Annotated in this window: 23 protein-coding genes and 1 pseudogene; 5 read left to right on the top strand and 19 right to left on the bottom strand. The window is 72.2% G+C overall.

Features of this window, described 5'->3' with window-relative positions; all coding sequences use genetic code 11:
* Window positions 1-43: 43 nt before the first annotated feature.
* The 3 genes from ACWD0F_RS41245 to rfbD all read right to left on the bottom strand — a co-directional run bounded on the left by ACWD0F_RS41245 (window position 44) and on the right by rfbD (window position 4,523).
* Entirely contained in the window at window positions 44-2,572 is a 2,529-nt protein-coding gene (locus ACWD0F_RS41245; RefSeq protein WP_449886722.1) for an ABC transporter permease, read from the bottom strand.
* Window positions 2,572-3,369, bottom strand: a complete 798-nt coding sequence (locus ACWD0F_RS41240; RefSeq protein WP_449886720.1) for an ABC transporter ATP-binding protein — start codon at window positions 3,367-3,369, stop codon at window positions 2,572-2,574. The genes ACWD0F_RS41245 and ACWD0F_RS41240 overlap by 1 nt, the downstream gene beginning before the upstream one ends.
* A gap of 293 nt (window positions 3,370-3,662) precedes the next feature.
* Window positions 3,663-4,523, bottom strand: a complete 861-nt coding sequence (rfbD, locus tag ACWD0F_RS41235) for a dTDP-4-dehydrorhamnose reductase (protein ID WP_449886718.1) — start codon at window positions 4,521-4,523, stop codon at window positions 3,663-3,665.
* A gap of 178 nt (window positions 4,524-4,701) precedes the next feature.
* Between rfbD and ACWD0F_RS41230 the strand changes: the two genes are divergently transcribed.
* Together ACWD0F_RS41230 and ACWD0F_RS41225 are read left to right on the top strand one after the other, a co-directional pair.
* The gene (locus ACWD0F_RS41230) at window positions 4,702-4,932 is read left to right on the top strand and encodes a hypothetical protein (protein WP_449886715.1); all 231 of its coding nucleotides are present in this window, start codon (window positions 4,702-4,704) and stop codon (window positions 4,930-4,932) included.
* A gap of 8 nt (window positions 4,933-4,940) precedes the next feature.
* On the top strand, window positions 4,941-5,183 hold the full coding sequence (locus ACWD0F_RS41225; protein ID WP_449886713.1) for a hypothetical protein: 243 nt from the start codon (window positions 4,941-4,943) through the stop codon (window positions 5,181-5,183).
* Between the two features lie 45 nt (window positions 5,184-5,228).
* Here ACWD0F_RS41225 and ACWD0F_RS41220 read toward each other — a convergent pair whose 3' ends face one another.
* The gene (locus ACWD0F_RS41220) at window positions 5,229-5,864 is read right to left on the bottom strand and encodes a TetR/AcrR family transcriptional regulator (protein ID WP_449886711.1); all 636 of its coding nucleotides are present in this window, start codon (window positions 5,862-5,864) and stop codon (window positions 5,229-5,231) included.
* Between the two features lie 82 nt (window positions 5,865-5,946).
* Between ACWD0F_RS41220 and ACWD0F_RS41215 the strand changes: the two genes are divergently transcribed.
* Entirely contained in the window at window positions 5,947-6,435 is a 489-nt protein-coding gene (locus ACWD0F_RS41215) for a hypothetical protein (RefSeq protein WP_449886708.1), read from the top strand.
* A gap of 5 nt (window positions 6,436-6,440) precedes the next feature.
* Window positions 6,441-7,397, top strand: coding sequence for an NAD(P)H-dependent flavin oxidoreductase (locus tag ACWD0F_RS41210; protein WP_449886706.1), 957 nt, complete (start codon window positions 6,441-6,443; stop codon window positions 7,395-7,397).
* A gap of 73 nt (window positions 7,398-7,470) precedes the next feature.
* Here the strand turns inward: ACWD0F_RS41210 and ACWD0F_RS41205 are convergent, their stop codons facing one another.
* The 7 genes from ACWD0F_RS41205 to ACWD0F_RS41175 all read right to left on the bottom strand — a co-directional run bounded on the left by ACWD0F_RS41205 (window position 7,471) and on the right by ACWD0F_RS41175 (window position 13,887).
* Window positions 7,471-8,037 (bottom strand): hypothetical protein, encoded by a 567-nt coding sequence (locus ACWD0F_RS41205; RefSeq protein WP_449886703.1) that lies wholly within the window; start codon window positions 8,035-8,037, stop codon window positions 7,471-7,473.
* Entirely contained in the window at window positions 8,037-8,447 is a 411-nt protein-coding gene (locus ACWD0F_RS41200; protein WP_449886701.1) for a hypothetical protein, read from the bottom strand. Before ACWD0F_RS41200 ends, ACWD0F_RS41205 begins: the two co-directional genes overlap by 1 nt.
* Window positions 8,448-8,530: 83 nt before the next feature.
* The gene (locus ACWD0F_RS41195) at window positions 8,531-9,337 is read right to left on the bottom strand and encodes an alpha/beta fold hydrolase (RefSeq protein ID WP_449886699.1); all 807 of its coding nucleotides are present in this window, start codon (window positions 9,335-9,337) and stop codon (window positions 8,531-8,533) included.
* Between the two features lie 85 nt (window positions 9,338-9,422).
* Window positions 9,423-9,971, bottom strand: a complete 549-nt coding sequence (locus ACWD0F_RS41190) for a TetR/AcrR family transcriptional regulator (protein WP_449886696.1) — start codon at window positions 9,969-9,971, stop codon at window positions 9,423-9,425.
* A gap of 164 nt (window positions 9,972-10,135) precedes the next feature.
* Window positions 10,136-11,248 (bottom strand): GEVED domain-containing protein, encoded by a 1,113-nt coding sequence (locus tag ACWD0F_RS41185; RefSeq protein WP_449886694.1) that lies wholly within the window; start codon window positions 11,246-11,248, stop codon window positions 10,136-10,138.
* Window positions 11,249-11,479: 231 nt separating this feature from the next.
* Complete coding sequence (locus ACWD0F_RS41180) at window positions 11,480-12,694, bottom strand: NAD(P)-binding domain-containing protein (RefSeq protein WP_449886691.1); 1,215 nt, start codon at window positions 12,692-12,694, stop codon at window positions 11,480-11,482.
* A gap of 32 nt (window positions 12,695-12,726) precedes the next feature.
* On the bottom strand, window positions 12,727-13,887 hold the full coding sequence (locus ACWD0F_RS41175; RefSeq protein WP_449886688.1) for a carboxylate--amine ligase: 1,161 nt from the start codon (window positions 13,885-13,887) through the stop codon (window positions 12,727-12,729).
* 450 nt (window positions 13,888-14,337) lie between these two features.
* Between ACWD0F_RS41175 and ACWD0F_RS41170 the strand changes: the two are divergent.
* Window positions 14,338-14,694 (top strand): annotated as a pseudogene (locus ACWD0F_RS41170) (glycosyl hydrolase); the annotation flags it as partial.
* 209 nt (window positions 14,695-14,903) lie between these two features.
* On the opposite strand, the gene ACWD0F_RS41165 reads toward ACWD0F_RS41170, so the two are convergent.
* The 8 genes from ACWD0F_RS41165 to ACWD0F_RS41130 are packed head-to-tail and all read right to left on the bottom strand — an operon-like array spanning window position 14,904 to window position 23,845.
* A complete protein-coding gene (locus tag ACWD0F_RS41165) occupies window positions 14,904-16,103 on the bottom strand; it encodes a glycosyltransferase (RefSeq protein WP_449886685.1) in 1,200 nt (399 codons plus the stop codon).
* Window positions 16,094-17,224 carry a GNAT family N-acetyltransferase gene (locus ACWD0F_RS41160; protein WP_449886682.1) on the bottom strand — a complete coding sequence of 377 codons (1,131 nt, stop codon included), beginning with the start codon at window positions 17,222-17,224 and terminating at the stop codon, window positions 16,094-16,096. Before ACWD0F_RS41160 ends, ACWD0F_RS41165 begins: the two co-directional genes overlap by 10 nt.
* A complete protein-coding gene (locus tag ACWD0F_RS41155) occupies window positions 17,221-17,799 on the bottom strand; it encodes a hypothetical protein (protein ID WP_449886679.1) in 579 nt (192 codons plus the stop codon). The genes ACWD0F_RS41160 and ACWD0F_RS41155 overlap by 4 nt, the downstream gene beginning before the upstream one ends.
* Window positions 17,796-18,896: a glycosyltransferase gene (locus tag ACWD0F_RS41150; RefSeq protein ID WP_449886677.1), complete on the bottom strand. Its 1,101-nt coding sequence runs from the start codon at window positions 18,894-18,896 to the stop codon at window positions 17,796-17,798. The genes ACWD0F_RS41155 and ACWD0F_RS41150 overlap by 4 nt, the downstream gene beginning before the upstream one ends.
* The gene (locus tag ACWD0F_RS41145) at window positions 18,893-19,636 is read right to left on the bottom strand and encodes a polysaccharide deacetylase family protein (RefSeq protein ID WP_449886675.1); all 744 of its coding nucleotides are present in this window, start codon (window positions 19,634-19,636) and stop codon (window positions 18,893-18,895) included. The genes ACWD0F_RS41150 and ACWD0F_RS41145 overlap by 4 nt, the downstream gene beginning before the upstream one ends.
* Window positions 19,633-21,183, bottom strand: coding sequence for a lipid II flippase MurJ (locus ACWD0F_RS41140; protein ID WP_449886673.1), 1,551 nt, complete (start codon window positions 21,181-21,183; stop codon window positions 19,633-19,635). The genes ACWD0F_RS41145 and ACWD0F_RS41140 overlap by 4 nt, the downstream gene beginning before the upstream one ends.
* Complete coding sequence (locus tag ACWD0F_RS41135) at window positions 21,180-22,610, bottom strand: O-antigen ligase family protein (protein ID WP_449886671.1); 1,431 nt, start codon at window positions 22,608-22,610, stop codon at window positions 21,180-21,182. Before ACWD0F_RS41135 ends, ACWD0F_RS41140 begins: the two co-directional genes overlap by 4 nt.
* Complete coding sequence (locus ACWD0F_RS41130) at window positions 22,610-23,845, bottom strand: sugar transferase (protein ID WP_449886669.1); 1,236 nt, start codon at window positions 23,843-23,845, stop codon at window positions 22,610-22,612. The genes ACWD0F_RS41135 and ACWD0F_RS41130 overlap by 1 nt, the downstream gene beginning before the upstream one ends.
* Between the last annotated feature and the right edge of the window lie 620 nt (window positions 23,846-24,465).

Genomic DNA, 24,465 nt, shown 5'->3' with positions numbered 1-24,465 from the left:
CTCCGATCCGGTGAATCGCCCGTAGCCGGATTCTCCGATCGCCTCAGTCCTGGTGGATCGCCCGCAGGACGTTCATCCGGGCGGCGCGCCGGGCCGGCCAGACGGCCGCGACCAGGCCGATCAGCACCGCGCTCAGCAGATAGAGCGCCAGCCTGCCGTACGGGATGTCCAGCACCTCGATGCCGGTGCCCGCCATCGACCGCTGCAGCGCCCACCCGATGACCACGCCCAGCCCCACGCCGAGCACCGCGCCGAACAGCGCGACGACCACCGCCTCGTAGCTGATCAGGGACCGCACCTGCCCGCGTCCCATGCCCACGGCCCGCAGCAGCCCGATCTCCCGCGAGCGCTCCATCACCGACAGGCTCAGCGTGTTCACGATGCCGAGGGCGGCGATCAGGATGGACAGGACCAGCAGGACCACGATGAGGTTGAGCACCTGGTCGATCTCCTGCCTGGCCTCGGCCCGCAACGCGTCGCGGTCCTTGGCCGCCACGCTCGGGTAGGCCCGTAGCGCCGTCATCACCTCCTGACGCGCCTGCTCCCGGCCGTCGTCGAGGTCGACGAAGGCCCGCTGGACCAACCCCAGGTCGGCGTGGGCCCGGTAGGCGGCCGTGGTCACGATGAACGGCAGTCCGAGCACCTCGTTGCCGGCGTACAGACCGGCGATGGCCGGTCGCGCCGTGGACCGGTCGGGATACTGCGCGTCGACGCGGTCGCCGACCTTCCACTTCCGCTCCGCCGCCAGGGACGCCTGGACCAGCAGGTCGCCCTCGGCGGGCAGGGCGCCGCCGGTCAGCTTCAGGCTCGCCGGCCCCGCCAGCGCCGCCGCGTCGCCCACCAGGACGGAGACCTGCTCGCCCCCGATCCGCATCGCGCCCGTGCGGACCGGGACCACCGACCGCACGCCGGGCACCGCCGCCACCTTCTGCACGACCTCCTCGCCGAACCCGGTGAGCCCGCGCGCCTCCAGCGAGAGCTCGACCGCGAACTGGTCGTCGATCCTTCCGCCGGCGGACGCGCTCATCGATCCGGCCACCACCGTCGAGACGGTGACCAGCGCGAGCCCGACCATCATCGCCGCGGCCGTGGCCGAGGTGCGCCGCGGGTCGCGGCGGGCGTTCTCCTTGCTCAGCCGGCCGACCGCGCCGCCCAGCTTGGCGACGGGCCAGCCGAGCACCGCGATGACCGGCCGGCTCAGGACGGGGCTGAGCATGACCAGGGCCAGCAGCACCAGCAGGCCGCCGCCCACGATGAACACCGCGGCGTCCGCCGCGCCCGACGCCGCGCCGCCGCCCAGGGCGAGCGCGCCGAGAAGCCCGAGCAGCGAGCCCGCGACCGCGCGCAGCCTCGTCGACCTGCGGGTGAGGGTGACGTCCTGCCGCAGCGCCGCCACGGGCGGGATCTTCGCCGCGCGCCGGGTCGGCAGGTAGGCGGCGAGGACCGTCACGACGAGGCCCACCCCGTACGCCCACAGCGCCGTCGCCGGCGTGACCACCGGGGTGCGCAGCGGGACCTGCGTGCCTCCGGAGAACTGCTCGAAGACCACCCTGAGCGCGTAGGACAGACCCACCCCGGCCAGCAGGCCCAGGGTGGACCCGAGGAAGCCGACCCCCAGCGCCTCGCCGAGCACCATCCGGGTCACCTGCCCCCGCGCGGCCCCCACGGCCCGCAGCAGCGCGAGCTCGCGGATGCGCTGCGTCACGAGGATCGTGAACGTGTTGAAGATGATGAACGACCCGACGAACACCGCCACGCCGGCGAACACCAGCAGGAACCGGCTGATCAGCGAGAAGATGGAGTCGAGCTGGCCCTTGACCTCGCGGGTCTCGTCCGTGCCCGTCTTCGCCTCGTAGCCGGCGGGCAGCGCCGCCGCGATCTGCTGCCGCAACCGCTGCTGCGAGACGTCGGCCTTCGGCCGGACGAAGATCGCCGAGTAGCTGTCCGGCCCCGTGAGCAGGGTCTGCGCGGTCTCGGGGGTGAAGGCCACGTACGTGGCGGCCCGGCCGAGCTGGTCGTTGACCGGCCTGAAGACGCCGACGACCCGCATGCTCCTGGTCGCCCGCTGGGTCACCACGCTGACCGCGTCGCCGACCTTGAGGTTGCCCTCGGCCGCGGTGCGCTCCTCGACCACGACGTCGTCGGCCCCGGCCGGCTCCTTGCCCGACAACAGTTGCAGGCCCGCGCCCGGGCGCTGCAGGTAGGCCGCGCCGATGTGCCCGGCGCGGTCCTCGCCCACGATCCGCCCGTCGGTGCGGACGACGGCCGCGTACCCGTCGAAGTAGCCCTTGAACTCCTGGGCGTCGGTGACGTCGCGGCGGAGCGTGTCCAGGAGCGATTCGGGCACGGTGGCGGCGGGGGCGCCCTCGGCGTCGATCGTCCGCGTGGCCCGCACGATCACCGTCGTGCTCTCGCCGCGAGCGGCGAAGATCGGGTCGAAGCTGCGGGTGGCGGTGTCCCGGAAGATCATCGTTCCGGCGACGAAGGAGACGCCGAGCGTCACGGCGAGCACGGAGAGCGCCAGCCTGATCCGGTGCGCCAGCAGGTTGCGCAGGGCGAGCTTGGCGAGCATCAGGCGTGGCCCTCCGTGCGCCGGCTCGCCGGCGAGTCGAGCTCCTTCATCCGCTCCAGCACCTTGTCGGCCGTGGGGGAGTGCATCCGGTCGACGACGCGGCCGTCCGCCAGGAAGATCACATGATCGGTGTACGCCGCCGCCATCGGATCGTGGGTGACCATGACGATGCTCTGGCCGGTACGGCGCGCCGAGTCGCGCAGGAAGGACAACACCTCGGCGCCGGAGCGCGAGTCGAGGTTGCCGGTCGGCTCGTCGGCGAAGATCACCTCGGGCTTGGCCGCCAGCGCCCGGGCGCACGCGACTCGCTGCTGCTGGCCGCCCGACAACTGGTTGGGGCGGTGGTCGAGGCGGTCGCCCAGGCCGGTGATCTCGATGACGGTGTCCAGCCAGTCCTGGTCCGGGATGCGGCCGGCCAGGCGCATCGGCAGGAGGATGTTCTCCAGGGCCGTCAGCGTGGGCAGCAGGTTGAAGGACTGGAAGATGAAGCCCACCCGGTCGCGGCGCAGCCGGGTCAGCTCCTTGTCCGTCATGCCGGTCACTTCCTGGTCGCCGATGAAGACCCGGCCCTCGTCGACCGTGTCCAGCCCCGCCATGCAGTGCATGAGCGTCGACTTACCGGACCCGGACGGCCCCATGATGCCGCTGAACTGGCCCGACTGGATATTCACCGACACGCCGTCGAGAGCGGTGACCGCCGTCTGTCCCGTGTTGTAGCGCTTGTGAATGCGTTCGGCGCTGGCGGCGGCGGGACCGGTCGTATTCTCGGTGGACACCGCTGTCCTGTTCGTCACCATGAATCTCCTGGATGAGTTTCTTCCGCTTTTCTTCCGTGTGCTGGCACGAGGCGGGCACGGCCGCCGTCCACGATTCACGGTAGGGGTGGCACGTACGCCCGCGAATCGGCTTTCGGGATGCGTCCGGGCAACGGAAGTAGCGGCGGCGGCGGCGCCGTCCGACGAAAGTATGAGACTTTCGCGCGATGGTCACGAGTGGGCGCGAGAAAACGGATTCCGGACGGCCCCTTCCGTGCCGATCGCTCGGTTCTCAGGAAAGGCGGGGGAGCATGGAGTAAGCGGCCAGCATGCTCTCAGTTTTCAGGAAAGGCGGAGAGTATGGAGCAGGCCGCCCGCAGTGCCTCCTGCCAGGAACGCAAGGGCGGCAGGCCCAGTTCGTGCGAGCGGCCGTCGCGCAGGACGCTGAAGGCCGGGCGCGCGGCCGGGCGCATCAGGGCGGCCGAAGTCGTCGGCCGGACGCGTCCGGGATCGGCCCCCGTCAGCCGGAACACCGCACGCGCCAGGCCGAACCACGAGGTCTGGCCCGCGTTCGTGGCGTGGAACACGCCCGCCGCGCCCGACTCGCCCACGGCGACCAGGCGCTCGGCGAGGTCGGGCGCCCACGTCGGCTGGCCGCGCTGGTCGTCCACCACGTCCACCGTGCGGCGTTCGGCCGCCGCCCGCAACATGACGGTGACGAAATTCCTGCCGTGGGCCCCGTACAGCCACGCGGTCCTGACGATCGCCGCGCCGGGCAGCAGGGCCAGCACCGCCTCCTCGCCCGCCAGCTTGGTGCGCCCGTACGCGGTCCGCGGCCCGGCCTGGTCGCCCTCGCCGTAGGGCAGGCCGGCCTCGCCCGAGAACACGTAGTCGGTGGAGACCTGGACGAGCCGTGCCCCGTGCCGCGCGCAGGCCGCGGCCAGCAGTCGCGGCCCCTCCGCGTTGACGTGAAAAGCCTCGCTCTCCCGCGACTCCGCCTCGTCCACCGCGGTCCAGGCGGCGCAGTTGACGACGACGCTCGGAGCGTGCGCGCCGAACGCCGCCTCGATCGCCCCCTCGTGGCAGACGTCCAGGTCCTTGCGGCCGAGCGCGGCCACCCGGTACCCGCGGCCCCGCGCCGCGGCCACCACCTCGGGCCCGAGCAGGCCGGTCGCTCCCGTGATGAGCCAGGTCATGTCGTCCTCCCTCCGGTCGGTGAGCCGGGCCCTTGTCCCGCCGATGGGACAAGGAACCACGGCCGGCCCGCGGGTCATACTTTCGTCTATGGACACGTCCGCGGGCCGCGACTTCTGTCGGAATGCGCCGTCCCGACGAATGATCCGCGCCCGGGGCGACCGGCCCTAGGCTGGTGCCATGCGTAAAGTCCTGCAAATGCTGGGCCTGTTCATGGTCGCCGAGGGCGTCAGCGGAACGATCGACCAGATCGCCGTCCAGCCTTTCTTCGGCGTGGTGCTCAACGCCTTCAACAGATTCGTGGTGGAACGGCTGGACGTCCTGGAGGGCTACGAGATATTCACGAACCTCATTCTCGCCATTCTCGGGGTCGTCGTGGTGGTCGCGGCGGTCCGGATCGAATCCACATAAGGGGTCGCATGCGCAAGTTTCTGAGTTTCCTTGCGATTATCGCCGTGCTCGAAGGCGTCACCGGCGTGCTGAACCAGGTGCTGGCCGGTGAGCCCAGCATTCCGCTCCGCCTATTCGACCATTTCAACCGGCTGGTTGTCGAGCGGAGCGCATTCCTGAACGGTTACGAGGTGTGGGCGAACGCCGCCCTGGCGATCCTCGGCGTCGTCCTCGCCGTCGCGGTGCGGCTGCCGCGCAAGACGAGGGCCTGAGGGCTTCCCAGCTGCGGGCGCCCACACCACCGGCCTCAAGGCCGGTCAACGCCCGGGGCGAACCCCGGGCGGAAGCCGCTCGCCTTCATCATCACGGTCGGTGGCCGCGGTTCTCGTGGGGTGGTCGAGCAGCAGGTCGGTGACGCGGGCGAGGACCTGGGCCCGGGTGCGGTCGCCGTGGTCGGCGGCGAGGAAGTGCTCGCCGATCGCCACGCAGAAGGCGAGCAGGCTGCGGGCCTCGACCTCATCGGCATCGGAGCAGAAGCTGCCGATCATCTGGCGCAGCAGGCCCATGCGCCGGTTGTCCACTCGTCGCAGGCGCGCGGCGACCGCCTCGTCGCGCCGGGCCCAGTCCCGGACCGCGAGGTCGATCGGCAGCAGGCGGTCGCTGGAGAAGGTGAGCACACCCGCGCGCTGGATCTTGGTCCGCGGATCGCCGCCCTCGCGCTCGACACGGTCGAGCACCTCGTCGACGCTCTCCCGCTCCCAGGTGTCCAGCATCGCCTCCAGCAGCGCGTCGCGGTCGGCGAAGGATCCGTAGAACCCGCCTTTCGTGACGCCGAGCTTCTTGGCCAGCACTTCGACGCGGACGGCGTCCAGGCCGCCGGCGGCCAGCGCCCGCAGCCCTTCCTCGATCCAGCTCTCCCGCGGCGTGCGAGTCGTGGCCACGATGCGCCGCACCTCATCTCTCCTATATACGCCACCGTATAAATGGGTTAGCCTGCTTCTATACGGCATCGTATACACGAAGGGAGACAGCGAGATGACTGTCGGCTCCATTGGCAGTGCCGTGGGGACGCACAACATCCCCGAACCCGACCGCGCGCTCAGCTCGTTGCCCGGCATCAACTACGCCGACCAGTTCACCCTCTCCGTGGACGTGGACGCGACACCGGAGCAGTGGGCTCGGGCGATGTTCGGCGACGTCCCCAGCTTCGCGGAAGTGCTGATCTGGCGCGGGCTCCTCGGTCTCCGGCTCAGCCGGGGACGATCGCCGGCCACCGTGGGCGGCTGGCGGATCGGCGGACGCGGGGAGGACTGGATCCGGCTGGAGGCCGCTTCCTGGCTTCTGACCGGCAACTTCTTCGTACGGACAGGCCCGGGACGGGTGTCGCTGGCGACCTTGCTGCACTATGAGGGGCTCCTGGGCCATGCCGTATGGCCCTTGTTGTCCGCCATCCATCGCGCACTGATTCCCGGAGTGCTCCGCAGTGCGGCGGCAAGAATCCGGGCATCGGAAATGATGCGCTGAAGGTGTTGTCGACGCGGTTCACACGGTTGTTCGGGGTGCGGCAGCCGATCGTGCTGGCGCCGATGGGCGGCTCGGCCGGTGGGGCGCTGGCGGCGGCCGTCTCGCGGGGCGGCGGGCTCGGGATGCTGGGGGCCGCGGACGGGGACCGGGAGTGGCTCGACCGTGAGGTGGCGATCGTCGCTTCGAGCACCGACCAGCCGTGGGGCATCGGGTTCCTGACGTGGGCGATCGACGTCGGCGCGGTGGAGCGTGCGCTGGCGTACGGCCCCAGGGCGGTCATGTTGTCCTTCGGCGACCCGGGCCCGTTCACGGAACGCATCAGGCGAGCGGGGGCCGCTCTGATGATCCAGGTCACCGACATGGAGGAGGCCCGGCGGGCCGTGGACCTGGGCGCCGACGTCATCGTGGCGCAGGGCGCCGAGGCCGGTGGCCATGGCGCCCTGCGCGGGCGGTCCACGTTGCCGTTCGTCCCCATCGTGGTGGATCTCGCGGCGCCGGTGCCGGTGCTGGCGGCCGGCGGGATCGCCGATGGCCGTGGCCTGGCCGCGGCCCTGGCGTTGGGCGCGGCCGGAGCCCTGATCGGCAGCCGCTTCCAGGCCACCGTCGAGGCGCTGGCCGACCCCGCGATCACCAAGGCGATCGTCGAAGGACGGGGGCAGGACACCGAGCGCAGCAGCGTGCTGGACATCGCGCGCGGCTCCCGATGGCCGTCGAAGTACGCCGCCCGCACCCTCGGCCACCCCTACCTCGACCGATGGCGCGGCCGCGAGGCGGAGCTCGCCGCCGACTCCCAGGCCCGGCAGGACTACCAGCGCGATGCGGCGCGCGGCGCCATACCCCCGCTGCCGATCTGGGCCGGCGAGGCCATCGACCTCATCACCGACCTTCCCTCGGCGGCGGACCTCGTCACCACCTTGGCCACCCAGGCCGAGGACACCCTGGCCAGAGCCGGACGGAGCTGAGCCCACCCTCATCAGCGATCACCACAACCCGGCCGGGGCCCCGCCGGGTCGCCGCCCGGCGTCGCCACCCTGCTCAGTGCCCGCCCTGCTCAGTGCCCGCCATGTTCGGTGCGGCCCTGCTCAGAGCGGCGATGAAAGGCTCGCGGATGCCGGCGTCGCAGTGCGCGTCCTCCAGGGCTCGCTTGTCCGCGTCGGGGTCGGGACCGGCCGCATGGTCGGTCCCGGTCCCGCACGCGACCGGCATCGAGCCGGTGCCGTCCCAACCCGGGCCGGACGGGAAAGTGACGTCGATGACGACTCGGTGCCCGTCCAGGTCGATGGTCAGGTACCGGTGCACGTCCCACAGACCTTCCCCGGGCACCGCGGCGGCCACGTCCGGGCCGAAGTTGCGTGCCGCGTCCTCGGGCGTGCACCGGTAGACGCGATGGACAAGCCGCGGTTCCGTGTGCGGCCAGTGTTCCGCCAGGACCACGGCCAGCAGCGCGTGCTTGGTCGAGCAGGTCCCCCGCCACTCGGCGAGCGCTCCTTGGGCGCTCCGCTCCGTGGGACGCCCGTACGGCATCGACCGCACCGCTTCCACGACCTCCGCAGTTGAAGCGTTCGCCGACAGACCCGCCCTGGCGATCAGCGCGGCGAACATCAAGCCCAGGCCCTCCGGGGAAGGGAGGCGCTCACCGTGGTGCCTTCTCCGCGTACGCCGTTGACGGTGAGGCCGCCGCCCAAAGCTGCGAGCTCGGCCCGCCTGCTCCGCAGCTGGACCTCATACGCCTCGGCCGCCGTCCCCTGGCCGTCGTCGCTGACGGTCAGGCGCAGCCCGCTGGGCGCCACGGTGAGCGCGATGGAGACGGTACGGGCCTGTGCCTGTCGTTCCACCTCCTTCAGGACCTCCCGGATCGCACCATGGACGATCTCGGTGATGAAGGCGGGAAGCGGTTGTTCAGGCAGGGCCCAGCTCTCCACCGTGATCCCGGTCCGCAGCGACCATTCCGCCAGGTGATCCTCCAGGGCGGGTAAGGCCGTGCGGCTGCCTGTTTCGGAGCTATGTGTCATCTGCCTCTCCCTGTTCGCCAAAAGGCTACTATTGACCGACCGGTTGGTCAATAGCGGAAACCCGCGTCGGCCGAGCGCCCGGATCAGGCCGGGTTGTGCGCCGATTCGAGGAAGGGCAGTGCTGCGGCGAGGAAGTCTTCGGGTGCTTCGGCGAAGGGCGCGTGGCCGGTCCGGAGGGGGTGCCACGTCGCTCGGGGGATGCAGCGGCGGGCCTGCCGGCCGTCGATGCCGAGGAGCGGGTCGCGGGTGCCCCAGAGGAGCAGCACCGGCGCGGTGATGTGTGGCGCCTGGGCGCGCAGGTCGTGTGCGGGGGAGTTGAAGCTGCGCCAGATGGCCGCCTCCAGGGCGATGGCGGCCCGGTCGCCGCGCCGTCGCGTGTCGCGGGCGAGCATCTCGCGCACGACCGGAGTGCGCCGGCGGAGGTACACCTTCGGCAGCCGGCCGATCAGCGCGCCGGTGACCCTCTCCGTCCCTTTGCATCGGGTGACGGCCCGCGTGACGACGTTCTGCCGGGTGAAGCCGCCGCTGTTGGCCAGGACCAAGGCCGCGACACTCGCCGGGTGGGTGACGGCGAGCCGGGCCGCGGCGTACCCGCCCACACTGTTGCCGACGAAGGCGGCGCGGGCCAGGCCGAGGCCGTTCAGGATGCCCGGCAGGAGGTCCGCGTAGGCCATCGCCGTGACGGCGCTCGGGTTGGGCGGCGCCGGGGAGCGGCCATAGCCCGGCCAATCCACCGCATAGGTGGTGAAGCGTTCCGCGGCCGGCGCGACGATCGCGTCGAAGTCGCGGCTGTCTCCGGGATTGGCATGCAGCAGGATGACCGGGGCGCCCGCGCCTCGCACCGTCACCGCGACCGGTCCGAGCGCGGTCGCCACGGTGGTCCGGGTCATCGGGGCCGGTCCAGGTGGTCGGGAAGCGCGGTGGTCCGGGTCATTGGGGCCGGTCCAGGTGGTCGGGAAGCGCGGTGGTCCGGGGTCATCGGGGCCGGTCCAGGTAGTCGAGGAGCGCGGCGCGCAGTTCCGGCAACGCCGCGTCCGCTGCGGACTCCGCGACGGCGACCTCGGCGGTCATCGTCACCCACAGGCGTGCGGCCGCCTCTGGGAAGCGCCGGCCCATGGCCGCGAAGTCGGGTGCCACGAGGTCGGTGAACTGATCGTTGCGCTGGGCGACCTCGGCGAGGACATCACGCTCGGCGCGTGCCTCGACCAGGAGGGCGCGTACGGCGCGGTCGGCTCCGCAACCATCGAGGTAAGCCTGGGTGCCCGCCTGCAATCTCGCCCGCCCTGGGGGGAGTTCGGAGATCGCGTGGTCGATGCGCTCGGTGAGCCGGTCGTGGAAGCGCCGATGCAACTCCGTCAGGAAGCCGGCGCGGCTGCCGAAATGGTGGAAGAAGCTGCCCTTGGCCACCCCGGCCGCCGCCACGATCTTGTCGACGCTCAGCCGGCCGAGCCCGGCCTCCTCGGCGAGCGTCAGGCCGGCGTCGATGAGGGTCGCCCGCTTCGCGTCTGGATCTCTGGTACGCACCCCTGAAGGCTATTATTGACCGACCAGTTGGTCAATAATAGCCGGCATCCGCCACCGGCTCCGCGGACGGGCTGATCGCCCGAGCCGCGGAGGATGCCGGCAGGAGCGCCGCCGCCTGGTGCCGGGGGCCCTTCCCGCACGCGCGGCGGCGGTCGCGCCGCTCCTCAGAACCGGTGGTCCCCGCCGGTGGGCGCCGGCCCGTAACCCTCGCCGCGCGGCGGGTGCGCGAACATGGGGGAAGGCGTGTCGGCGGGCGTCCGCGGCGGAACCTGGACGAGGTGGACGCGGTGGTCCTCGACCTCGCCGCTGTCGGCCCAGCCGGTGGCCGAGGCCGTCGTCTCAGAGCGCGCGGTCATGCGGAGCCGCATCCAGGCGGGGCCGTTGCGCAGCCGCTGGGGCGCGAACCAGCTCAGCCGGGCCGTGGTGGCACCCTCCGGGATCTGGGTGGTGGCCCGCTCGCCGGTGTCGAAGCGACCGTCACGGTCGAAGTCGATCCACCCGGTGACGTTCGATGGCGATCCGGCCCGCACCGGCACCGAGAGCGTGCAGAAGCGGCCTCGGGTCGCCACCCGCGCCCGCGCGGTGCTCACGGCGTCGTCGTCATCCGTGCCGGTGGGCAGGCCGCGCGGCCTCGCGCTCACCGTGTCGGTGTGGTCGGCGCTCACGGAGCGTCCCAGCGAGGAGTCGGTGATCGCGTGGGCGGCCGGGCCGTAGGAGGCGGGCGCGTCGGAGCCGTCCTCGGTCAGTGACAACTTGAACGCGGCCCACAGTTCGGGAGTGGGGCCCCCGTGCCCGTGGTGCACGTCATGAGCCGCCAGTTTGACGGTGAACGACCGGACGGTGCCGTTCACCTTGACCGTCCCGCAGGTGTAGACGACGCCGCAGGTGGTCGACTCGGTGAGACGTACGCGGTCAGGCTCGATCGAGCGGGCGCTGACCCGGTAGCCGGGAAAGCCGGCCACCGGGGAGAAGGCGGGCGTGGCCGGGGTGCCGCCGACCAGGTGGACGGCGGCCCAGTAGTCGTCGCGGTCCTCGACGTCGCCCGAGGAGCCGCCGGTGCCGAACACGTGCAGGTGCGGGTCGCGTACCGGCCTGGAGAAGGTGAACGTCAGGAGGGCGACGTCGCTCCAGTCGTCCGGTTCGACCGCGAAGTCCTCGTAGCGGTCGATGAAGCCGGCCGTCGTCTTGGCGTTGGCCGGGACGAGATACTCGTCGGCGTTCGCGGCCGGGTCGGCGGGCGACACCTCGGCGGAGGCCACCCGGGTGGATCCGATCATCGTCTTCCGCACGGTCACCGTGACGCCGGACGGCGTCCGGCCTGAGGCCCTCGTGACCGAGTTGCTGAAGGACGATGACGTGGTGTCGGCATGCGTGACGGGAACGATGCCCGGGACACTCACGAAAGCTGTGGCCGTACAGGCCAATATCGCGCGAAAAGCCATGATGATTCCCCCCGAAATCGGTGATCTGGGTGTGCCAACCTGCCGTCTCGGCCCCGCAGGGCGTGATCAGAACATCGGCGGCCCCGAAGTCCGTCGCGAGGTGCGCAGGCGGCTCACGAGGCCCCGGGTCACCCGGCGGGCGGCGAAGTCGCAGCCGCACACGAACCGCATGGCCGGGCCGAACGTGGCCGCCGCCGCAAGCCCGACCAGGTACAACCCCGCGACGGACGTCTCGAAGGTCGGGCTGAGCCGGGGAGCGGGACCCGGCGACGCCACCGCCCGCCGCAGGTCCTCGCGGAGGATCGCGATCCTCGCCACGTCCACCCGGTAGCCGGTCGCCGCGATCACGTGCTCGGTGTCCAGCGTGGTGACCGTTCCCGCGGCGTCGGCAAGCCGCAGCCGGACCCTGTCGCGGTGCTCGGCGGCCATCAGCCGCATCCCCAGGGCGACCGCCACGGTGCCGTCGAAACGCTCCCGCAGCCACCAGGATCCGGCGGGTCCGAGGGTGGTGCGCACGATGTGGCCGCGGGCCGCCCGCGGCAGATACCTGACCGCGCCCGGCAACCGCGACCAGGCCACCGAGGGCCAGCCGCTGCCCAGCATGGAGCGGGGCGCCCGGACACGGGACAACGTCGAGCGCCGCTCCTGCGGGACGTCGTTCCAGGCCAGCGCGGCCGTCCTGGCGACGATCCGGACGCTCGCCCCGGCCTCGGCCAGCAACGTCGCGGTCTCCAGCGCCGACTGTCCCGCGCCCACCACGGTCACGTCCCGGCCCGCGAACGTGCCGAGCTCGTGATGGTCGGAGCTGTGCGTGGCGGCATCGGACGGCAACGCGGCCAGGGCGCCGGGCCGGAAGGCGAACGGCAGGAAGCCCAGCGCGAGCACCGCGGTCCTGGCCAGCACGGTCGTCCCCGACGACAGCGTCAGGGCGAACAGCCCCTCCTTCACGCCGAGGGCCGTCACCTCCGACTCGTCCAGAGCCTGGCCCACCGTCCGCGCGCGGAACCACTTGCCGTAGGCGGCGAACCGCTCCACGGGCACCGGTTCGCCGTAGGAGCAGGAGTGGAAGGCGTCCAGGCCGTAGCGCCGATCCGGGTCGCCGAGATGCGAGGCGGCCGGTTCGGATTTCAGCAACATGCCACGGGGCATGTGCCGCTCCCAGGCCCGCATCGGCCGGCCGAAGACCCGGGCGTTCAGTCCCGCGTGCAGCGCGTGCGCCGCCACTGACAGCCCGTACGGGCCCGCGCCCACGATCGCGACGTCGATCACCGGGGTACGCACATGTCCTCCCTCAAGGTCGTGATGGTCCGGCGCTATATCCGTGACCGGCTCAGCCGGGCGACACCGCGCTTCATCGTCCGTCCGGCCATGGCCACGAAGGGCCGCAGGTCGTCGGCCGACAACCAGGCGAACTCGTCGGCCGCGCACAGGGCGCGCAGGCTCCTGGGGCCCGCGGTGAGGAGGTCGTAGTTCTCCACCACATAGGTCCGCCCGTGCCCGGCGGGTCCCCGCACCGTCTGGCGGCCGGAGAGATGCAGGTGCGCGGCCCGGACCAGATCGAGGCCGTTGCCGTCGCGGAACAGCCGGAACTGGGCGCCGAGCCGGGGATTGAAGTCCAGCAGGTGATAGGCGTCCGCCGCCGGGTCGTGACGGAAGTCGAGGTCCAGGACACCGCGGTAGCCCAGCGTCGCCGCCAGTTCGTGTGCGGTCCTCTCCACGACGGGGTTGGGCAGCCACCGCCCGTAGGTGGTGAGGCCGGCGCCCGCCGGATAGGAGCGCTCTTTTCGTCCCGCTCCGCCGTACAGGCAGCGCGAGTGCTCGTCGAAGTAGCCGTGAAAGAACCAGTCCGAGCGGGGGCCGCCCGGCACGAAGCGCTGGAACAGCAGGTCGCGGCCCGGCGCGCTGCGCAGCAGCCGGTCCACGTCCTTGGCCTGCCGCACCAGGCTGGTGTTGCGCAGTCCGAGGCCGGCGGGAATGAGCCAAGGTTGCGCCCACTTGGCCACCAGGGGCAGCCCGAAGTCGGCCACGGCCGCCGCGGCGTCGTGCGCGCCGGTGATCAGACGTGTCTCCGGCTGGGCGATGCCGAGCGTGGCGCAGAGCTGGGACAGCAGGCGCTTGTCGGCGAGGGTCCGCGGCAGGCCGGGGACCTGGTCCGGCATCAGGTAGTGCGGGCGCAGCTCCGCCGCGTGCTCGGCGACGGCGATGGCGCTCGCGTCGTCCAGCGCCACCAGGACGGCCCGGCGTCCGATGTGCTCGGCGGCCCGCGTGAGCGCATCGACGATGTCCCGGTCGCGCGGCCACGTGTGCAGCCGCGTCAGGTATTTCGAGCGGGCGGCCGGCTCGTGACCGCTGTCGATGAGCCCGTGCACCTCCACTCCCGCCCTGCCGAGGGAGCGGATGGCGCCGAGCGTTCCATGGTGGAAGAGATTGCGGTCCTGCCGCAGCACGAGCGCCGGGACGGTGCAGTCGAGCATGGTTTTCAGGTCCTGCTCCTTCGCGAGAAAGCCATGAATCGGGCAAGTCGCGAGTCGAATATCCGGTTTACCGCTACCTGGGCCGTATGAAGGGGAAAGGGCAACGCATGGGGATGTGCGGTGGTGCGTAGAAGAAGCTGTCTGCACTGCTCGCTGGCGATCGTCGCGGGTTCGGTGGCGGCGGTCTGGCTGGGCCTGGGTGCACGGATCGACACCTCGGAGAGCCGCGCGCGCACGCGTGCGGAGCTGGGGGTCTTCCTCGGCTCGGACGTACGCGGCGTCCGGCGTGTGGCCGGCTTCGAGAGGTGGTCGCGCGGCACGGTGACGGTGGGGCGCACCTACCTGCCCGGTGAGCGCTGGGAGGGGATCCAGGGACCCGCGTTCATCCTCGATCCGTGGATCGCCTGGCGCGCGGCCAAGCCCGGCCGGACCCTGGCGGTGAACGTGCCGATGATCGCCCCGAACGAGGCCGGCATGCGGGACGGCGCGGTGTCGCAGCGGCTCGCCGAAGGCGCGCGCGGCGTGCACGACCATCATTTCCGCCGGCTCGCCGGGAAGCTGGTCTCCGGCGGCGCCGAAGACACGATCATCGTGCTCGGCTGGGAGATGAACGGGACGACCTACTCCAGCCGGTGCGCTCCCGACCCAGAGGCGTGGAAGCAGTACTGGAGACGCATCGTGACCACCATGCGGGGGATGCCCGGCCAGCGTTTCCGCTTCGACTTCGCGCCCAGCCGCGGCCGGGACGCGATCCCCTGGACCGAGTGTTACCCGGGTGACGACGTGGTCGACATCATCGGCATGGACAGCTACGACCAGGGGCCGGGCCGGCTGTTCTCCGACTATGTCGACCAGCCGTACGGCCTGCGGGCCCATGCCGACTTCGCGGCCCGGCACCGCAAGGCCATCTCCTTCCCCGAGTGGGGGCTGTTCCGCTACGGGGATCGTCCCGAGTACATGCGGCGGATGCTCGACTGGATCGGCAGTCACGACGTGGCCTATCACTCGATCTCCGATTACTGTCCGCACGGCGTCTGGCAGTGCTGGTCCAACCCGCGCTCGTCGGCCGTCTTCCGCGACCGGCTGAACGCGCCGCCGACGCCCGTTCCCGCCCCGGCGGCCACCTCCAGCGTGTGCGCCGCGAGCGCCGCCATCGACCGGTCCGCGTCGAAGGCACCCGCCAGCACCGCGGCGGCCGAACCCTCCGCGGCGGCCAGCGCGGGCTGCCCGAGTCGCAGCAGCAGCGCCTCGGCCAGTGCCGCGCCGTCGCCGGGCTCGACCAGCGCACCGACCGCGCCGGTCACCACCTCGGCCAGCCCCGGCACCGCACAGGCGACCAGCGACCGTCCCGTGGCGAGCGCCTCCAGCGCGGTGAGCGGCAGCCCCTCCCAGCGCGAAGGCAGCACCACCACGTCGGCCGCGGCGTACCAGGATCGGACGTCGGCCACGTCGCCGGCGAAGTGAACGCCTGGCACGGCCCGCGAGCGCAGCTCACGCAGCAGCGGGCCGTCGCCGACCACGGCCAGCCGGGCCCGGCCGTCGCGCTCGGCCACCCGCTCCCACGCCGACAACAACAGGTCCTGGCCCTTCTGGCGGGTGACCCTGCCGACGCAGACCGCCAGCGGCGTCTCGTCCGGTAGGCCGTGCGCGGCGCGGGCCGCCGCACGTTCCTGAGCGCCGGCGGCGGTGAAACGGCGCAGATCGACGCCGTTGCGCACCACGACGAGCGATCCGGGCACTCCGTGCCGTCTGGCCAGCGCGGCTTCGTCCGTACCCACGCAGATCACCCGGTCGGCCCAGCGCGCGGCCAGCCGTTCCCAGCCCAGCGCCGCGGCGGCGAACGGGCCGCGCGCGGCCAGCCAGGACCAGCCGTGCGGCTGGAAGAGGGTGGGCACCCGTCCCCTGAGCGCGGCCCGGCCCGCCAGACCGGCCTTGGACGAGTGCAGGTGCACCACGTCGGGGCCGAACGCGCCGACGATCCGCGACAGCGCGGCGGCCCGTACGACGTCGGACGGCCGAGGATCGCGAGTGGCCGCCCAAGCCAGGCAGGGCACGCCCAGACCGGCCAGCTCATCGGCCAGCGGGCCCGCCGGCGGGCAGGCGACGGCGACCCGCCAGCCCTGCCGGGCCTGGTAGGCGGCGGCCATGGCCACGTACGCCCCGACGCCGCCGTCCACCGGCTGCGTGACGTGCAGGACGCTCGGCGTCAACGCCATGCCGTGACTCTTTCCACCAGTCGCGGGCAGCGCCGCTTCAGCAGCTCCTGACCGGCGGCGCGGGCGCCCGCCGTCGCGGCGTAGGCGGTGGCGCGCAGGTCGCGTCCGAGCAGCACCCGCTGGTTGACGACCGCCTCGCAGCCGAACTTCGTCTTGTACGGCTCGTCGCCGCGCAGCAGGCTGAGCACGGGCTTGCGCAGCCGGTGGGTCGTCGCCAGGTTGTGGCGCAACAACATCGTGAGAACGTCGGCCTCGGCCCGCAGATCCGGATGGGCGCCGTAGAGGTAGCCGCCCACGAAGTCCTTGCCGACCACCGTGAAGTCACAGGCCAGCAGCCGCCCGCGCATCCGGTGCTCGGTCAGCATCGCGTGGCCGTCCACCACGAGCGACCGCGCGGTCCGCGCCAGGTGGTCCCGGAACCGCGGCTGGGTGTGCTGGGTGTTGATGCCCCGGCTCTCCCACTGCAGGGTGTGCAGGCGCAACAACTCGGCCATCGACTGCTCGACCCGATCCGCCTCGACCTCGGCGACCGAGATGTCCATGGTGTCGAGCTTGCGCAGCGCCGCGCGCAGCCGGCGCGCCCGCCGGCTGTTGAGCGCGGTGAGCACGTGCTCGATGGGCCGCCCGGGGAGCTGGAGGCAGGTGGACGCGGGCAGCGTCCAGGCCCTGCCCTCCCAGAGCTCCGCCAGCCGGCGGATCGCCGCTCCCGGCCGTGCTTCGGGCAGGTCGATCACGTCCCAGCCCGGTTGCGCGAGCAACCCGGCCCGCAGTTCGAGCAGGCCCGCGTCTCCCTCGGAGTCGTCCACCACGATGTCGGTGAAGTCGGCCTGCCCGCCGCCGACGGGGGTCAGCACCCGGCAGCCCAGCCGCTGGCCCAGCGTGAACGGCGCCGCCGCCACCAGTTGCCCGCCCCGGCGCGCGAGGAAGACCCGCAACCGCCCGGAGGTTCCGTACGCCCGCCACCACGAGGAGAGCCAGCCGTAGGACTGGAACGGCGTGGCGGCCGAGCTGCGGGCGTACAGGTCCGGCCACTCCGCCGACAACGCGGCCAGGTCCTCGTCTTCCCTGACCACCTGCACGGTGAGCCCGAGGCGCGAGGTCCGCGCGGGTGCGGCGCTCATGCGCTCGCCCCGCTCAACACGGCCGTGGACTCGCGGCGCGCACGGGGGTGGGCGCGCTGCGGTGCGGCCAGGCGGATGAGACCGGCCACCAGTGCCGATCCGCAGGCGCCGACGGCCACGCTGATCAGCGGCACCGGGAAGGAGGGCAGGCTGGAGGAGGACGCGCCGGCGAAGGAGGACAGCCAGACGTGCGTGTCGGCGGAGTGGGTGGCGGCGTAGGCGATCAGCTTGGTGGCCGCCCGGTCGGCACGATCGACGGCCTCCCGCGCGGTGCCGGCCACGGAGGTGAGACGCACCAGCGGAGCGTCAGGTGAGGCCGCCACGGTCAGGCTGTCCTGCGCGGCCTGGTCGCTGGTGAGGAGGCCGGGCTGGCCGGCGATCCGGGCGTAGGCGGCGGCGAAGTCGGCCGCCCGCGTCTGGTCGCCGGCCGCCACCACCACGACGTAGGCGTCGGCGGCGTAGACCGCGTCCGCCGCCAGGGTGTACACGAGGCCGCCCAGCGTTCCCAGCGTCAGGGACAGCGGTAGCCACCATCGCGTGAGCACACCGGTGATGCGGGCCCGGGTCCATGTCATCGTTGTTCCTCCTTGGGCGTTCCGCCCAGCAAGCGCAAATAGAGAGAATCCAGCCGGCCCGCCTGGCGGCGGACGTCGTAGAGGTGGACGGCGTCGGGCGGCGACAACCGCTCGGGCGGCCGGGCCACGAGGGCGGACAACTCCGCGGGGAGCCGGTCCGGCGTGACGCGTCTCGCTCCCGGCGCCGAGCCCGGTGGCAGGTCGTCCACGGCCGGGCAGGCGTCGTACAGGACCGGCAGGCCGCAGGCGAGCGCCTCGACGACCGCCAGGCCGAACGACTCCTCGACCGAAGGCGCGACCAGCACGTCCATCGCCGACAACATGGCCCGCACGTCGGTCGACTCACCCACGAAGATCATCCGGCCACCGGCTCCCGCCGCGCGGGCCAGCTGCCGCAGCCGCGCCTCGCACGAACCGGAGCCGACCAGCAGCAGCACCGCTTGTTCGAGCGCCGCGACCGTCTCGATCAGCAGGTCGAAACGTTTGCCCGGCTCCAGCCGGCCCACCCCGCCGACCACGAAGGCGTCGCCGGGCACACCCAGCCGGTCCCGCGTGCGCCGGCGCAGCGCCGTGTCGAAGCCGAACGCCGCGCAGTCGACGCCGTTGGGGATCACCACGATGCGCGAACGTGGCACACCCCATCGCGACAGCCGGTCGGCCACGGTGGGCGAGACCGCCACGGTCAGGTGCCCGAGCAACTCGCTGGCCAGGTAGAGCGCCCTGATCGCACGGGTGAGGCGGCGCCCCTCGATGTGCTCGTGCCCGATCGAGTGCTCGGTCGCCACGATCGCCGGGACGTTCGCCAGCCGCGCCGCCAGCCTGCCGTAGACGCACGCGCGGTACAGATGGGTGTGCACCACTTCGTAGCGGTGCCTGCGCATGAGCCGGGCGAGCCGTCCCACCGCTCGCAGGTCCCTGTTGCCGCGCATGCCGATGAGGTGGAGCGGCACCCCGGCGCCCTCGATGGCGTCGGCCACCACGCCGCGGCCGGTGAGCACCGCCACCTCACACCGGGCCCGCAGATGCGGCAGCAGGAATCTGAGCTGCTGCTCGGCGCCGCCGGCCGCCAGGCCGGTGATGACATGCAGAACCTTCACCGAGTCCATCCACCCCGCCGAGTCCCCTGGGCCCACTGAGTCCACCGGCCCCACTGAGCCTGGTGGCGGGCCCGCTTGGCGCGCAGCCGCAGCGCGCCGTCGCGGTCGCCGACGTAGGTGCGCGGCAGCGCGTGCCTGCCGCTCAGCCCGGACTTCCCGATCGCGCAGGCGTAGTCGTAGCCGGCCTGGCGGACGGCGGCCACCTCCCGGGCGGTGGCGTGTCCGTACGGATAGCAGAATCCGTTCACCTGAGCGCCGAGCACCTCCTCCAGCGCCGCCTTGCCCACGGCGACCTCGTGCCGCAACTCGGCCTCCGCCAGGCCGACCAGCGAGCGGTGCCCGGCCGAATGCGAGCCGACCTCCATGCCCTGCCGCGCCGCCCAGCGCACACCGTCGGCGTCCATGAGCCCCTTGCGCGGGCCTGCGGCGTCCCAGACGTTGTACGCGCCGAGCAGATCGGACACCACGAAGACCGTCGCGGTGAACCGGTGCCTGAGCAGGACGGGGACGACCTCTCCGAGGAAGTCGTCGTACCCGTCGTCGAAGGTCAGCCCGACCAGGCCGCGCGTGCTCCCCGCGCTCTGGGCGCGCAGGAGCTCACGCATCGAGACGCCGGTGAGGCCGCGGCGAGCCAGCCAGTCCAGCTGCCGGGCGAAGCGGTCAGGGGAGACGGTGATGCGGAACGGGTCGCTGTCACATTTCTCCACGGAGTGATACATGAGGACGAGCGGCATGGTCATAGACGACCTCGCATCCTGATCAAGCGGATGATCCCGGTGAATTCGGTGAGCGCGGTCCTGGCTCCCCCGAGAGCTCTGCCGAGGGCTCCTCCGAGAGCTGCCACAAGAGCTGTCACGACGCAGAACACGGCGGCGATGGCGAGCGCCGTCAGAGCCAGGGCGATCGGCAGGGGCGCGCTCGCGACCAGCGACCGCGTTCCCCAACCGGCCCCGGCGGCGACCGCGGCGGCCAGCAGCAGCGCGCCGAGGGGCGCGGCGGCGGCGCGCAGCGGCAGGGCGATGATCCGCCCGCGCAAACCGGTCATCAGCAGCGCCGCGGTCAGCGTGATCCCGGCCGCGTTGGCCGCGGCGATCCCCGTGACGCCCCACGACGGCCGGGCCAGCACGCCGGTCGCGACGAGCCCGGCGGCCATCGCGAGAGCCGGGTACCAGGAGGCGCGAGCCCCGCAGAAGAACGCCCGGCACACGACCCCGACCACCGCCTGGCCGAGCAGCCCCAGCGAGTACACCCGCATGATCCACGCGGTGGCGGCGGCGTCGGCCTCGGTGAACGCGCCGTGCCGCAGCAGCACGGCCACGACGTCCGGAGCGCACACCAGCAGTCCCGCCGTGGCGGGCAGCACGATCGCCGAGGCAGTGACCAGGTCGTCGACCATCCTGCGACGTGCCTGCGCGCGGTCGCCGGCGGCGATGGCGCGGGCGAGCTGCGGGAAGCTGACCGTCGCCACGATCAGTGACAGGACCATCGCCACCTGAGCGATCTTCTGCGCGTAGTTGAGATGCGAGATCGAGCCTTCGGCCAGCGACGAGCCGACGAACCGCTCGATGAAGACCTGACATTGGCGGGCCAGCGTGAAGACCGCGACCGGCAGGAACGCGCCCAGGGCCAGCGGCACCGGGTGCGCGGGCAGGCGAAGCGGCCGGCAGAGCCGGACGAACGCCGGGGCCTGCACCAGCACCATGCCCACGCCTCCCACGGCCAGCCCGATCGCGGCCCCGTACGCGCCCTGGTCGCGCAGGCACCACACGCAGGCGACGATTCCCGCGTTGTAGGCGAGGTAGATGGCGGCCGGCGGCGCGAAGGCGTGCTGCGCGCGCAGCGCCGCGCTCAGGTAGCCCGCCAGCCCGAACGTCAGGATCGTGATCGACGCCACGCGCATGCACTCGGTGGCGAGACCGGCTCGCGGGATGCCCGGGGCGAGCACGCCGACCAGCCACGGCGCGCTCGCGGCGGTCAGCGCGCTCAGCGCCGCGAGCGCGAGGCACAGGCGCGGCAGCGTCGACGACACCAGGATCCGCAGATCGTCGCCGGCCTCCACCGCCCGGCTGAACAGCGGAACCAGCACGAACGCCATCGCCCCTTCGATCAGCAGGGGCGCGGCGGTCTCCGGAATCGTCCAGGCGACCAGGAACGCGTCAGTGCCGGCGTCGGCTCCGAAGGTCGTGCCCAGCAGCAGATCGCGGACGAACCCGAGCATGGAGCCGAGCCCGACGAGCAGAGCCGTGACGCTGACCGCTTTGAGGCCGGGCGAAGCGGTCGTGGTCATCGCGCCCCGCCGCGACCGACGGCGTCCGGCGCCATCCCCACGGGGCGGCGGTCCCCGGAATCGTCCGGCGCCATCCCCTCGGGCCGCGCGGCGACCGTCCCGGCGTCCGGCGTCCCCATCGCCCGGGGCCGGGCGGCGAGCGACAGGACCAGCCCCAGCGCGACGGACGTGACCATCGTGGGCGCGCCGCCGATGTCAGCGTAGGCGAAGTCGATGATCTGCCAGGTCAGCAGTCCGGCCGCGATGAGAATGCCACCACGCACCGCCCACCACGCCATGGCCCCGAGGAACACACCGAAGGCGGCCAGCCCGAGCAGGCCCTGCTCGCTGAGCGTCAGCAGGTACATGTTGTGCGGGGAGAGCAGCGGCTGGCGCTGGAAGCCGTGCACCGGGTCGTCGGTGTCGCTGCCGGACGACAGTTCGAGAGGCGCGTGAGTATCACGCAACTGCGCGAACCTGCGCGGCCCGACCCCCGTCAGCGGCTGCTCCATCCACATGTCCACCGCGGTGCGCCACAGGCTGTATCGGTCGCTCAGGGACTGGTCGGGTTGCGACACGGCAGAGGTGATCGAGGCCAGCCGCCGTCCCAGCACGCCATCGCCCGTGCCGACACCGCAGGTCAGCAGCATCGCCGCCGTGGCGCCCACCAGGACGACCCGGGCGGCGAGCATCCGGCTGTGCACGAAGAGCACGACCAGCGCCGCGCCCAGCAGGGCGAGCCAGGTGCCGCGGCTGAGCGACAACACCAGGGGGACGCAGAGGAGGCCGGCGCCGGCCAGCGCGGCGGCGCGACGGCCGCCGCGTAGCGTCAGGCCGGCGGCCAGCAGGATGATCGTCCCGTAGCTGACGACGCTGGCCATGCCCATGACGTCGTGCGAGCCGTACGTGCCGACGGCCCGCACCGGCTCTCCCGCGTACGACGCGCCGGTGCCGGTGAGCACCTGCACGCAGCCGACCAGGCCCTGCAGCGCAGCCGCCCCGACGAGCGCGCCACCGACGATCAAGGTATCGGTGCGGTCGCGCATCGTCACCAGGACGGCCAGCGGGATGATCACGAACACCTGGAGGTAACGGACGTAGCCGGGCGCGCTCGCCAGCATGTCGGCGGAGGTCAGCGTCGCGACGCTGACCGCGCCCGCCAGGGGCGCGAGGACCAGGGCTCGGGATGGCAGCCTGGCGGCCGTCCGGCTCTTGAGCAGGATGGCCCCGGCGACGACGGCCAGCAGGATCGAGGCCAGGTCGGCCGCCGTCGGGCGCACACTTGAGTACGGCTCTTCCGGGCCGAGCGGCAGACAGGTCAGCAACACCGTCACGGCCGCCGCCAGGCTGGGCCGGCGGAGCGTCGCCGCGAGGTTGGACCGGCGGAGTGCCGCAGTCAGGGTGGGCCGGCGGAGCGCCGCCGCGAGGCTGGGTCGGTGGGCCCCCATCAGCTCCCGCCCAGCCGGATCAGCGACTTCACGGTCCGCATCATGATCTTGACGTCCGACAGGAGGGTCCACCCGTCGATGTAGTGGTTGTCGAAACGGGCGCGCTCCTCGATCGAGGTGTCGCCTCGGAGCCCATGGATCTGGGCCCAGCCGGTGATCCCGACCGGCATCCGGTGCCGCGAGCCGTAGCCGGGAATGGTCCGGGAGAACTCCTCGACGAAGTGCGGGCGTTCGGGCCGCGGGCCGACGATGCTCATGTCGCCCTTGAGAACGTTCCAGAGCTGCGGCAGCTCGTCGACCGACGTCCTGCGCAGCAACCGGCCCACCGGGCCGACCCGGCTGTCATGGGCGATGCTCCACAACGTCGCGGACTCGTGGGTGTCCGCGCCCTTCATCGTCCGGAGCTTGAGGACCTCGATCGGCTCCTCCCGGTAGCCCAGGCGCTGCTGCTTGAAGAACGGTCCCGGGCCGACCTCCCTGCGCACGATCACCGCGCAGATGGCGAGAATCGGCGCGGCCACGATGAGGCCGCTCAAGGCGACGGTGATGTCGAGCGCGCGCTTCAGCGGCCAGGCGAGGCTCCGTTGTGCTTCGGGACGCATCCGCAGCAGCGGGAAACTGCGCACGTGCTCCCGCGACGTGACGAAGTCGACGATCAGATCGCCGGAGTCCGGCGCGAGGTACACCTCGCAGCCCAGCGCCCGCGCCGTTCGCGCGAGTGACTGCTGCCCGGGTCCCGCGATGACCACCGCACGCACCCCGTACGCCTGCACGATGTCGGTGAGGTCACTGAGCCGGCCCAGAACGGGCAGGCAGGAGCTCTCCCCGGCGGTCTCGTCCAGAAAGCCCAGCGGGAACAGGCCGTACTCCGGACAGGTGAGAAGGCTGCTCGCCAGCCGGTGACCGTGTGTTCCCGCGCCGATCACCAGTGCGGGAGCGGACCTTCCGCGCCGGCGCGCCCGGCGGATCGCGGTGTGGAGGACACCTCTGGCGCACAGGGCGAGAAGGGTGAAGAGCGCCGCGCACAGCACGACCGTGGCGAGCGGCGTGGTCGTCCCGAACGCGGCCAGCGCGGCCACGAGACCTGAGCCCGCGAGCCAGAAGCCGCAATCGAGGCCGGAGGGCAGCACGCGCGGCGCGTATACACGGCCGATGCTGTTGACCGCGATCACCAGCACCCCGGACAGGGCGATCTCTGGCAGGTCATGGTCCGCGTTGGCCGCCGTGAACGTCATGCACACCAGGTCGATACAGACCAGGCTGAGCGGCTGAACGGTTTTCCAGAGTCGTGACCTCTGGTCTTCCGTGCGCCGCGCGACCCGGCGGTCGGCCCTAACATCAACAGCCACTGCTTCTCCGGAGATAACTAGTTTGACCGGACTGGCGCGTGATCGGCCGGTCTGATCCATCAACGGCCGCTGTTCACCCTTCAGGGAGTACGTCGCCGCACAGCGGGGGTCTGGCATCTCGCACGTTCGCTTCGTGATCCGTGGAGACCGGCGGCGGGCCGCTCGCCGGAGTACGGTGGAGGCGCAGCATGGGGATCCTTCGGTGGCTGAGACGAATGTTCACCGAACGTAAGTTGGCGGAGGCGGTCGGCGTCACAAGCCACCCCGCGCCGTCGGCTCAAAGTTTTTTGATCATTAGCAAGCGAACCTGTGGCCCATCGCGGACGTCGCGATCACCTCCACCCGGCCGATCTGGCCCGCGCACCGCTCCGCGCGCCTTGCCCGCCGCTTTGCGCGCTTCCTCGGCCGCCCGGCGGTCACCGCCGTGAGGGCGCGATCACCCCGCCCACCAGGTCGTCAGGGATCCTGCGGCTATGCGAGAGGGAAAAACCTGCAATTCATGCCTA

The organism is Nonomuraea sp. NPDC002799 (genome assembly GCF_053592075.1).
The sequence above is the reverse complement of the archived record's forward strand: the minus strand, read 5'-3'. Positions and strand labels throughout refer to the sequence as shown.

Coding starts and splice junctions, on each gene's coding strand:
- ACWD0F_RS41245 (WP_449886722.1), bottom strand. CDS start 2,572: ATGCTCGCCAAGCTCGCCCTGCGCAACCTGCTGGCGCACCGGATCAGG.
- ACWD0F_RS41240 (WP_449886720.1), bottom strand. CDS start 3,369: ATGGTGACGAACAGGACAGCGGTGTCCACCGAGAATACGACCGGTCCC.
- rfbD (WP_449886718.1), bottom strand. CDS start 4,523: ATGACCTGGCTCATCACGGGAGCGACCGGCCTGCTCGGGCCCGAGGTG.
- ACWD0F_RS41230 (WP_449886715.1), top strand. CDS start 4,702: ATGCGTAAAGTCCTGCAAATGCTGGGCCTGTTCATGGTCGCCGAGGGC.
- ACWD0F_RS41225 (WP_449886713.1), top strand. CDS start 4,941: ATGCGCAAGTTTCTGAGTTTCCTTGCGATTATCGCCGTGCTCGAAGGC.
- ACWD0F_RS41215 (WP_449886708.1), top strand. CDS start 5,947: ATGACTGTCGGCTCCATTGGCAGTGCCGTGGGGACGCACAACATCCCC.
- ACWD0F_RS41205 (WP_449886703.1), bottom strand. CDS start 8,037: ATGTTCGCCGCGCTGATCGCCAGGGCGGGTCTGTCGGCGAACGCTTCA.
- ACWD0F_RS41200 (WP_449886701.1), bottom strand. CDS start 8,447: ATGACACATAGCTCCGAAACAGGCAGCCGCACGGCCTTACCCGCCCTG.
- ACWD0F_RS41195 (WP_449886699.1), bottom strand. CDS start 9,337: ATGACCCGGACCACCGTGGCGACCGCGCTCGGACCGGTCGCGGTGACG.
- ACWD0F_RS41185 (WP_449886694.1), bottom strand. CDS start 11,248: ATGATCGGATCCACCCGGGTGGCCTCCGCCGAGGTGTCGCCCGCCGAC.
- ACWD0F_RS41175 (WP_449886688.1), bottom strand. CDS start 13,887: ATGCTCGACTGCACCGTCCCGGCGCTCGTGCTGCGGCAGGACCGCAAT.
- ACWD0F_RS41165 (WP_449886685.1), bottom strand. CDS start 16,103: ATGGCGTTGACGCCGAGCGTCCTGCACGTCACGCAGCCGGTGGACGGC.
- ACWD0F_RS41160 (WP_449886682.1), bottom strand. CDS start 17,224: ATGAGCGCCGCACCCGCGCGGACCTCGCGCCTCGGGCTCACCGTGCAG.
- ACWD0F_RS41155 (WP_449886679.1), bottom strand. CDS start 17,799: ATGACATGGACCCGGGCCCGCATCACCGGTGTGCTCACGCGATGGTGG.
- ACWD0F_RS41145 (WP_449886675.1), bottom strand. CDS start 19,636: ATGACCATGCCGCTCGTCCTCATGTATCACTCCGTGGAGAAATGTGAC.
- ACWD0F_RS41140 (WP_449886673.1), bottom strand. CDS start 21,183: ATGACCACGACCGCTTCGCCCGGCCTCAAAGCGGTCAGCGTCACGGCT.
- ACWD0F_RS41135 (WP_449886671.1), bottom strand. CDS start 22,610: ATGGGGGCCCACCGACCCAGCCTCGCGGCGGCGCTCCGCCGGCCCACC.
- ACWD0F_RS41130 (WP_449886669.1), bottom strand. CDS start 23,845: ATGACGTTCACGGCGGCCAACGCGGACCATGACCTGCCAGAGATCGCC.